The 9,727-nt window shown below is 45.2% G+C and carries 9 protein-coding genes; 3 read left to right on the forward strand and 6 right to left on the reverse strand.

Annotated elements, in window-relative coordinates:
* Nucleotides 1–11: 11 nt before the first annotated feature.
* Nucleotides 12–707: a response regulator transcription factor gene (locus tag ACTJKB_RS19190; protein WP_440835996.1), complete on the forward strand. Its 696-nt coding sequence runs from the start codon at nucleotides 12–14 to the stop codon at nucleotides 705–707.
* Nucleotides 701–2,098: a sensor histidine kinase gene (locus ACTJKB_RS19195; protein WP_440835997.1), complete on the forward strand. Its 1,398-nt coding sequence runs from the start codon at nucleotides 701–703 to the stop codon at nucleotides 2,096–2,098. The genes ACTJKB_RS19190 and ACTJKB_RS19195 overlap by 7 nt, the downstream gene beginning before the upstream one ends.
* Nucleotides 2,099–2,125: 27 nt before the next feature.
* Here ACTJKB_RS19195 and ACTJKB_RS19200 read toward each other — a convergent pair whose 3' ends face one another.
* The 3 genes from ACTJKB_RS19200 to ACTJKB_RS19210 form a co-directional block, all read right to left on the reverse strand.
* Nucleotides 2,126–4,180: an iron ABC transporter permease gene (locus ACTJKB_RS19200; protein WP_440835998.1), complete on the reverse strand. Its 2,055-nt coding sequence runs from the start codon at nucleotides 4,178–4,180 to the stop codon at nucleotides 2,126–2,128.
* An 8-nt stretch (nucleotides 4,181–4,188) separates the two neighbouring features.
* Nucleotides 4,189–5,226, reverse strand: a complete 1,038-nt coding sequence (locus tag ACTJKB_RS19205) for an ABC transporter substrate-binding protein (RefSeq protein WP_440835999.1) — start codon at nucleotides 5,224–5,226, stop codon at nucleotides 4,189–4,191.
* 362 nt (nucleotides 5,227–5,588) lie between these two features.
* Complete coding sequence (locus tag ACTJKB_RS19210) at nucleotides 5,589–5,963, reverse strand: MFS transporter (RefSeq protein ID WP_440836000.1); 375 nt, start codon at nucleotides 5,961–5,963, stop codon at nucleotides 5,589–5,591.
* 548 nt (nucleotides 5,964–6,511) lie between these two features.
* Between ACTJKB_RS19210 and ACTJKB_RS19215 the strand changes: the two genes are divergently transcribed.
* Entirely contained in the window at nucleotides 6,512–7,528 is a 1,017-nt protein-coding gene (locus tag ACTJKB_RS19215; RefSeq protein WP_440836001.1) for a GDP-mannose 4,6-dehydratase, read from the forward strand.
* A gap of 92 nt (nucleotides 7,529–7,620) precedes the next feature.
* Here ACTJKB_RS19215 and ACTJKB_RS19220 read toward each other — a convergent pair whose 3' ends face one another.
* The 3 genes from ACTJKB_RS19220 to ACTJKB_RS19230 all read right to left on the reverse strand — a co-directional run bounded on the left by ACTJKB_RS19220 (nucleotide 7,621) and on the right by ACTJKB_RS19230 (nucleotide 9,712).
* Nucleotides 7,621–7,920 (reverse strand): ABC transporter permease subunit, encoded by a 300-nt coding sequence (locus tag ACTJKB_RS19220; RefSeq protein ID WP_440836002.1) that lies wholly within the window; start codon nucleotides 7,918–7,920, stop codon nucleotides 7,621–7,623.
* Between the two features lie 647 nt (nucleotides 7,921–8,567).
* Nucleotides 8,568–9,560 (reverse strand): glycosyltransferase, encoded by a 993-nt coding sequence (locus ACTJKB_RS19225; RefSeq protein WP_440836003.1) that lies wholly within the window; start codon nucleotides 9,558–9,560, stop codon nucleotides 8,568–8,570.
* Between the two features lie 47 nt (nucleotides 9,561–9,607).
* On the reverse strand, nucleotides 9,608–9,712 hold the full coding sequence (locus tag ACTJKB_RS19230) for a hypothetical protein (RefSeq protein WP_440836010.1): 105 nt from the start codon (nucleotides 9,710–9,712) through the stop codon (nucleotides 9,608–9,610).
* Between the last annotated feature and the right edge of the window lie 15 nt (nucleotides 9,713–9,727).

A 9,727-nucleotide genomic window follows, 5' to 3' on the forward strand; every position in this document is an offset into this window, starting at 1 on the left:
GGAGTGGAGTCATGAAGGTGCTCGTACTGGAAGATGAGAAGCCCATACGCGATCTGCTGCGCATCAATTTGAAGCGTGCGGGCTTGGAGGTTGTTGAAGCCGCCACAGGCGAAGAAGCCCTGACAATTGCCGGAGAACAGAGAAACTTCGATATTGCCATTGTGGACCTGATGCTTCCCGGAATCAGCGGCTTCCAAGTGTGTGATGAACTGCGCAGGCAGTTTCCCCGGCTTGGTATCATCATGCTGACCGCCAAAAGCCAGGAGGTTGACAAGGTTATGGGACTAGAGTCCGGCGCTGACGATTATGTTGTGAAACCGTTCAGCCCCGTTGAGCTCACAGCACGGGTCCGGGCGCTGTACCGGCGCATGTATCCGGAGGAGCCTCCCCTGCCACAGAACCATATTGAGCTGGCCCCCTTCACACTGCTGCTGGATGAACGCAAATTACTGAAGAATTCAATCGATATCCCCCTCACCCCTACGGAATACTCCATTGTGAAGCTGCTCATGGAGCAGCCGGGCAAAGCTGTCAACCGTGATGAAATACTGACCTCCGTGTGGGGTCAGTATTTCATGGGTGAGCTTAAGATTGTAGACGTTAATATCAGCCGGATCCGCCAGAAGATCGAACAGGAAGCTTCCGGACCCCAATACCTCGAAACGGTATGGGGATTCGGCTATTTATGGAGGGTACAACCGTGCTGAAGGGAATCCGGTCCCGCCTAATAGTCTATATCACACTTGTTCTGCTCCTGATTGTCCTCCTGCTGGAGGGGGTATTTATTGTGGCTGTCCATTATTATTATCTGGGCAGCGCCATGGAGACACTAACGTCGCGGGCGACAACCTCTGCCACCTTTTTCAATAAATATCTGGAGGGCTACTCCATCAATGAACGGGCCAGATATATACTGGAGAACCTCTCGCCAGACGAGAGCAGCAAGGTTGAAGTACTGAGTCCGGAAGGAAATGTGATTATCAATTCCTTCGGCTTCGCAAGCTCCGAGCGGATTGACACTCCCGACGTCAAAGCGGCTCTGGCCAGCGGCAAAGGGACTTATCAGAGCCTGACGCCGGGCAATGGAGAACGGATTCTGGCCATTTCCATTGCCTTGAAAGAATCCGGAGCGAATATTGGCGTACTGCGTTATTCTGTCTCGGCAGAACCTTTATACAGTGTGATTGTAAAGATACTCATCAACGCTGCCTGGGTGGGACTGCTGGTCATTGCCTTCGGCTTCCTGCTGAGTGTCATTATCGCCAAACGAATTGTAGGTCCGATTCAGCAGTTGACCACTGTCGCCAAAGAAATGGCTACCGGCAACTTTGCCGTTAGAGCGACCAAGCAGCACGACGATGAAGTCGGCACCCTGGCCGTTACTCTCAATTACATGGCAGAGGAAATGGTCAAAAGCGAAAAAATCAAATACGACTTCATCTCCTCCGTCACGCATGAGCTGCGCACTCCTCTTACTTCCATTAAGGGCTGGGGCGAAACGCTGCTTGTGGGGGATTTATCGGAAACAGAAGAAACGCTTCAGGGGCTTGAGGTTATGACCGGTGAAACGGACCGCCTGATCGGACTTGTAGAGGACCTGCTGGATTTCTCCAAGTTTCAGGCTGGTGAGATGAAGCTTACGCTTACACCTTATGATCTGCGGGGGCTGCTGGAGGATTTGCTGCTGCAGTTCAGATACCGGGGGTCCACCAAACAGATCCGCCTGTATGCCGATATCCCGGATGAGCCGTTGCCCGTAGACGGGGATTTCAACCGCCTGAAGCAGGTATTTGTCAATTTGCTGGACAACGCCTTCAAATTCACTCCGGCTCAAGGGGAAATCCGGCTCTCTGCCATTTCCAATGAAGCACATATTATCATTACCGTTGCCGATAACGGAGAAGGCATTGAAGAAGACGACCTGGAGAAGCTGGGGACCAAATTCTTCAAAGGAAAATCACGCCAATCGGGAAGCGGACTCGGCCTTGCGATCTGCAAAGAAATTGTCGAACTGCACGGCGGGACGTTACGGATCGAGAGTGAGTTCACCAAAGGCACTTCCGTTATTGTAGAGCTGCCGCGTTACCGGATAGAATAAGGTCTGGTGCGCGGACAGCTCTTTTCTTTACTTATGAACAAGCGACCGGTACATCAGAAACAGGAAATACGGTGCTCCGATCAGCATAATGATCAGGCCTGACGGAATTTCTGTCGGCGCGATGACCGTTCTCCCAACCGTATCAGCAACGACAAGCAGCAAGCCGCCAAGCAGTCCTGACAAAATAATGGAGCGTCTGGTGTGATGCCCGATCATCATCCGCACCGCATGCGGCGCCATGAGTCCGAGAAAACCGATCGTTCCTACGCTTGCAACAGCTCCTGCAGCAAGCAAAACACCGATAATCATCGCCCACAGCCTCGTTCCGCGAACCGGCAGCCCAAAGCCTGTCGAACTTTCATCACCAAAGGCCAGCAAATCAAACTTCCTGCCCAAATAGTATGCTATAGGAACAAGTACAAGCAGCAGTACAAATAGACTATTAAATTGCTGCCAGCTCCGGCCATATGTAGAACCAGTCAACCAGATAAAAGCCGCACTGTTCCACAGACTTGCTTTGACGATCATGGCTTGTATTCCTGCTGAACCGATGGCAGAGACTGCGATTCCGAGCAGGATCAGAACAGAAGGATTCAAGGATTTGCGCCAAGCCAGCGTAAATACAAAGGCTGCAGCGATAACACCACCCGCTATAGCAGCAACCGGTAGGGCCAATATGGAGAGTCCCGGCCACACCACCAGCACGGCTAGTGCACCAAAGCCTGCACCAGAGGTTACCCCGATAATAGAGGCATCCGCGAGCGGATTTCGCACAGCACTTTGAATTAAAACACCGCTGATGGCCAATGCTATACCGCCGCAAGCGGCCACGAGTGTACGGGGAAGCCGTAAATGGAGCAGGACGGAATACGCTTGATCTCCTCCGCCCACCAGACTTTCCAGCAAATCAGAAACTGGGATTCTGGTTCCCCCAAGTGACAGGCTTACAAGGATGGTCAGGACGAGCAGCAGGGTCATAAATATCGCAGTCGGAGCAAAACGCACACGCAGCGCTGCCCCTCCTATATTCATCGATGCCTGACCAGCGCCTGAACCGGATATATTTTTCATCTTGGTGAGCACAAGCCAAATGAGCCACGGTGCTCCAATAATCGCCATCACTGCACCGACAGGCATTTCCCCCAGATTGCTCCGCACCATACGGGCCAGAGTATCTGCTGTTGTAATAAGCAGTGCTCCCCAGAGTGCACTTGCGGGAATGAGCAGACGATGCTTGCGGATCCCGCTAAGCCGGACCAGATGGGGGGCGACCAGTCCGACGAAGCCAATGGGTCCAACCACACTGACCACAATCGCGGCCATAAGCACCGATATGCCAAGGCCCACCGCCCGGGTTAAGCCTACCCGCTGACCGAGTGAACGGGCGGTAGATTCATCCAGTTCAAGCGCATCGAACTGCCTTGCTGCAAGCACCGAAATTCCTAGAAGTATAATGACAAAAGGCCAGGCATACCGCACCCCGTCCCAGTCCAGCTGAATTAAAGAGCCTGAACCCCACAAAAATAAATTTTGTGTTTCCGTTTGGAAGAAAATATGAAGAGCCGATGTGAACGCTCCGAGCACCATGGACACGATCATACCTGATAAAGCCAGGCGGACAGGTGTGGCCTTACGTCCTCCGCTCAGGACATAGGCAGCGAGTGCTGCCAGCAATCCCCCCGCTGCCGCCAGCAGTAATGGATACTGTTGCTGCATAGCCGGAAAAGCAACCATGCCCAGCACAACCATAAAGTAAGCCCCGGCATTGATCCCGAGTGTATCTGAGGAGGCGAGCGGGTTTTTCGTTATCGTCTGCAGTAAAGCACCAGCCGCAGCAAGGGCGGCCCCGGCCAAAATACCAATTACTGTACGCGGCATCCGGATATCCCAGAGCAGATTATGCTCCATCATATCCTGGCGGTGCAGCAGGCCATCCCATACGGTAGCTGCCGGGATCTTGGCCTCCCCAAAGCAGAGGCTGAGCATAAATACAACGAAGAGGGCGGCAAAGCCGCCCCCAAATATTCCAATCAGCCGCCAGATCATCCCGGGTGAGTTTCTTTTGCCCGTTGTGGTATTCATCAAATTGCTCATTTCGTCAATGTATTTACTACTTGATCCACAAGGACTTTGGAGGATACCGGACCGCCGAAGACCCATGTGGTGCTATCCAATCCGTAGGTGCGTTTTTCTTTTACAAAATTGAGGCCCTTCCAGACGGAATTGTCCTTCAGCTCATTCGAGAAAATATCATCATCCTTCTGGACGATATAGAGGAGATTCGTGTCCTGAACCGCCGGCAAAGCTTCAACTGTTGATGTACTGAATCCGTAAGCCTCGAATTTTTCCGATTTCCAATCGTTCTTCAGGCCAATCCGGTCCAATGTTTGTACAGCAAGGGAGTTGTCTGTAAAAAGACGCATCGTCGCTGCATTCTGATAGCTGTATGCCTGGGTCAGTACATAATTCAAGCCTTCCTTGCCTGCTGCGGCCAGCTTGGTCTTTGCATCTGTATAATGTGCATCCAAATCTGCGAGCACCTTATCGCCTTCCGCTGTTTTGCCTAGAGCTGCTGCAATGTTTTTGAAGATATCTTCCATCTGTGTATATTGATCGCCTTGCCCTTCGGGCGGATACAGACCAAAAATCAGCGTTGGCGCAATGCCCTTCAATTGTTCATAGATGGCTTCGTGGCTATCGGTATTGGCAATAATCAAGTCCGGCTTCAAGGCAGCAATCGTCTCCAGATTCGGTTCTCCGCGTGTGCCCACATCAGTTACACTAGCATCGAGTGGTGCTTCAGAGGTCACATACAGTTTATAGTTTCCGTTGTCCGCATTGCCCACCGGCTGTACACCGAGCGCAATCACATCTTCCGTGAATGTCCATTCCAGTACTACAACTTTTTGCGCAGGTTTGTCTAGAGTTACCTCACCTTTGGAATCCTTAACTACAATCGGTCCGGCTGCGGCTTCACTTGGCGCATTGGTAGCCCCAGCATTGGTAGCGGCTGCATTGTTGGCTGCTCCTCCATCAGCTGCTGAATTATTCGTGTTGTTGGATCCACAGCCTGCTGCAACCAGTACGACAACTATAAGCATAACTAAGCTCAATAACCTTTTGTTCACTTTGTAAATCCCCCTGTATGTATAGTAATCAAAGCCGCATCCCTGATAATCGTTATCGTTGTAGTGATAATGATTATCATTTTTAATTATATTAGCTATAATATATGGGATTACTTTGAATGTCAAAGTTAAAATTTAATATACAAGTGGAAACAGTTTTATTCTCCTACTAAATGCTTATGCTTCCGAAGCAGCGATACTACGTATCGCTTTCGGGTATCCGTTCGTTACAGCGAGAAATTAATAGACCATTTAGTGCATGAAACATATACATTCCATATATAAATAAAAAACGCCCTGTTCACCAAGAATACCTTGGTCACAGGACGTGCTGACTTATGACACAATACGCAGGAGCGTTACTACACAAACGTAAGACTTGGGAATCGCTTTCCGGGGAAGCTGATTATACCTAACCGCTGGTTATTACCATGCAGAGTAGTTGAAAAAAACAATGGCAAAACGATAGTACTCATGGAAGAGGCAATGCTTAGCAGCACAAATGTGCTTAGAACAGAGGAGATTTGCGGCTGCTTTACAAATATCCCCAGATGAACAGGTTGCTTTACTTCTTTTTCAGTTATTGTTTTTTTATCGCCACGAAATAGAATTAAAGCTAACAGGCTTACAAAGACATAAGTAGTTGCAACTATAAGGAAAAGAGAATGAAAATTATACTTGTTGACCAACAGTGAACCGATTGAAGGCCCAGCGATCCAGCCAAGCGAATAAAGCATTTGTAATCGGATGCTTTTCCGATTATTGTACTGATAATTAATCCGCAGATCATTGTAATTGACATCAGGACACCATACGACAAAGGGCTCATACCCGTCTGCTGAATACAATAAAGAGACAAAAAGGGATTGGTTGCTGAAACATTGATTCCTAACATGGTTATGGTGAAGACTAGGGCAATAAAACTCGGCATTTTAACAATACCTCTCAGAAAGCTAAAACTAATCCTCGTTGTTTATCTCCAGATTATAAATTTATAGTTCCATTATTCACTGTAATTTCATTCATTCCACCTCAGTTGAACTCAGTCTCATCGGAGAATTTGCCGTTGCTGTACATCCCTATAAGTGAGCTCCAGGGCATATTTGATTTCGTCGCTATTGTATACATATTTTCCTAGAAATAGCAATACGCTTTTGGGCTATGTATGGAATTTAATTGGTTCAAAAAAATATTGTAATTACTTAGCAAGAGGTATATTATCTACAAAAATGGATATTTCACCCCCCGTTCTTGACTTATCAATAACACTTGGGAGGTTCTAACAATGAAATACTCTTTATCGGATTGCCGGGCTTTAGTCACAGGGGCTTCCGGATTTGTAGGCGCCTGGCTAACTCATCATCTCGTTGATCAAGGTGCAGAAGTAACCACTATCTTGAGCGAGTTCAACCCGCGGAGCCAGTTTGCACAACTGGGATTGGACAAGGAGATTCGTTGCTATTATGGTTCTATTGCCGACTACAACTTGATTGAACGTGCAATTACAGACGGAAAAATAAACACTGTCTTTCACCTCGCTGCCGTTTCCCTTCAAGATTTGGCCTACCAGATCCCATGGCAAACTTTTGAAACAAATGTAAAGGGCACCTATAATCTACTAGAGGTTTGCCGTGTTCACCAATACCAGATATCGAAAATAATAGTCGCGTCCAGTGACAAGGTATACGGTGACAGTGCCATTCTCCCCTATGATGAAAATTTGCCTATCCAAGGCAGAAATCCCTACGATGTATCTAAGTCTTGTTCCGATCTTATTTCACAAAGTTATAGACATAGCTTTAATTTGCCTATAGCAATAGGCCGTTTCGGCAATATTTATGGAGGCGGCGACTTGAATTATCGTCGGTTAATTCCCGGCACCGTACAACGGCTATATGCAAAACTACCCCCAGTTATTAGAATCCCTTCAAACGGAATATACATGAGAGATTTCTTGTATATTCAAGACTTGATTGCCGCTTACATGGCTATGTACGATTATGTTGATAAAGAAGGAGAAGGTGACGTTTTTAATTTTGGAACAGGCAAGTTGTGGGACATTAAAAAAGTTATCGAAATCATTCAGCGTGCCACGAATCTTGAACATATCGAACCGCTGTACGAACATCAAATAAACAGTGAAATCTTGCACCAGCACCTCTCACCGGAAAAAGCAAGATCTATACTCAATTGGTCTGCAGAAACTTCTCTTGAAGAAGGAATCAGAAAAACGGTGGAGTGGTATTACGATTATTGGAATTCCGATCCCAAAAATGCTGTGTTGGGAGTTGTAAATATTTGAGCCATGACAGATTCCCAGACAATTTGCTGACCATATCAAGTCCATAGAATAATAGCGTAACCCCAAAACCTGCTCCAAGGGCTGTCTTCTCTTCATCGAATATACAGGAGAACAAGAAAGAATAAGATCCAATGAAAAGAAATATCAGCAGGACTATTAGATTCCGTAAAAACACCTAGATCAAATGCACCGTTATTAACGAATGAAAGTACTCCGAAATACCCTCCAAGATAGGTGAATAGACACAATACAACAAGCCCGGTTACAAGAACTGCTGCTTGAGCATTAATCACCTTTCTTCTCGTTACTGGGGTCGATAATAGAAAAGCCATTGATCCTCGATCTACAAATCTACTGACTAACTGGCAAGCTGTCAGAATCGTGTACGCCATCAGTTAATACAGGTAGATAGAATTGTAAAAAATCATAGCCATATATTCCACTGCATTGGTCAAATTCCCTTGGATTCCGAATGCATCCATTACACTCTGGGGCAAGCTTTTGATAACATCATTAAATTGCTGTGAATCGGACAGTAACGGGAAAGTCATAACGAGTAAATACAAACAGAGAAAGCCAGTGAAAGCACAAGTAAAGAGGAACTATTTCGCTAATCTCCCTATCGACAGAAATAACCGCCTTATTCCCGGAGTGGCTTTGTACGACAAGTCCAATCATTCGAGAAACAGGCTAAAAATCCAGATTTATGTTCTGCCGCAACGACAAAAAGACTGGGAATTCGATCGAGGAAAGAATCGATCTTCTCCAGTCTTTGGTCTTCTTGTGGACGCTAATTTTATTCCTGGACAGTTTATTTGAAAATGAATGTGAGTTGTAATTCACTTTTTTTCTTTTGGCATAGTTTGTCTTGGCACAAGCCGTTGATTTCTGTAACAATAATGGGCACAAAGTGTGGTCAAAGATTCCCGATGAATAAATACACCTAAACATAGATGAGGCGTGTCTTTAGCGAACCATTATTGAACATTTTTTGATTCTATTTTCAATTTATAATGCGTAATCTGTAATGATATTCAGCTTATCCCTTAAGCAAAGCCTTCATTAATGCAATATAATCGTTCATTAAAAGAGGGTTTTTATTTTCGAAGAATTGACCCATTATTTCATTTGCTTCAAAAAGGGTGATCTGATCTTTAAAATATCTCAGAAATAGGAAAATTTCAATTGTCGGATACTTTTCTAGAAAATAAGAGAAATTCCGGGCTAGTTCCTTACTTTCATTTTCACCACGTTCATGGGCTTGATGATAATTTATTGCTTTTTTATTGAAGATAAATTGATGGTTGCTTAAATAAAGTTGATATGAAAAATCCGTATCTTCCAGTCCCCAGCCTAAATACTTTTCATCAAACACTATATTAGAAACCAATTCTCTCTCATATCCCATATTTCCGGTAGTTGCCAAAATCCACGGAAAGTGAAAGTTTACAAGATTTTCGGAGTACACATTTATTACATCTTGATAATTGTCACGGGTTTCGGAAAGATATGCTTTTTCAATTGTTTCATTAAAATCACTTATTAAATGCTCCGCATCAAAAATCGAGAATTCTTCTTTTGTTAAGATTGCTTCTTGAAGAGAAGGGTTTTTTTTAAGATAATCAAGCATTACTGGATAGGATATTCTTAGGTTTCTACTGAATCTAGACAAAATAAGCGGCTTAAATCCAATGCTAACAGTCCCCGGTTTAGTTTGAATGGTTTTAATATGTTCTTCAATAAAAACTGGACAAGGAATTCTATCGCTGTCTATGTGTATGCAATACTTGCCTTCAGCGATATCAACAGCTTTATTTCTCGCTGCGGCAGCCCCCTTTTCATGATGATACAGATATTTAATTTTTAATTTATCTACATATTTATCAATGACATTTTTTGTACAGTCTGTGCTAGCATTATCAGAAACTATTACTTCAAAATCTTGTTCTGTCTGCAATAAAAACCCTGCTAATGTATTATCCAAAAACATAGCTCTGTCATGTGAGGGAATAATAATCGTTGCTAAGCTCATCTTCACATCTCCATATAATGATATTGTTGTAATACATGAAGGTATCCTTATATTTTTAACCGTGATCTTACTTTCGAATGTCCCAATACCTGAATAACCTCGTATAGATCAGGAGTATTACCTCTTCCTGTAATTGCGATTCGCAAGACCATACTGACATCTCCAAC

The sequence above is a fragment of the Paenibacillus sp. 22594 genome (genome assembly GCF_052044425.1).
Lineage (GTDB): Bacteria > Bacillota > Bacilli > Paenibacillales > Paenibacillaceae > Paenibacillus_AQ.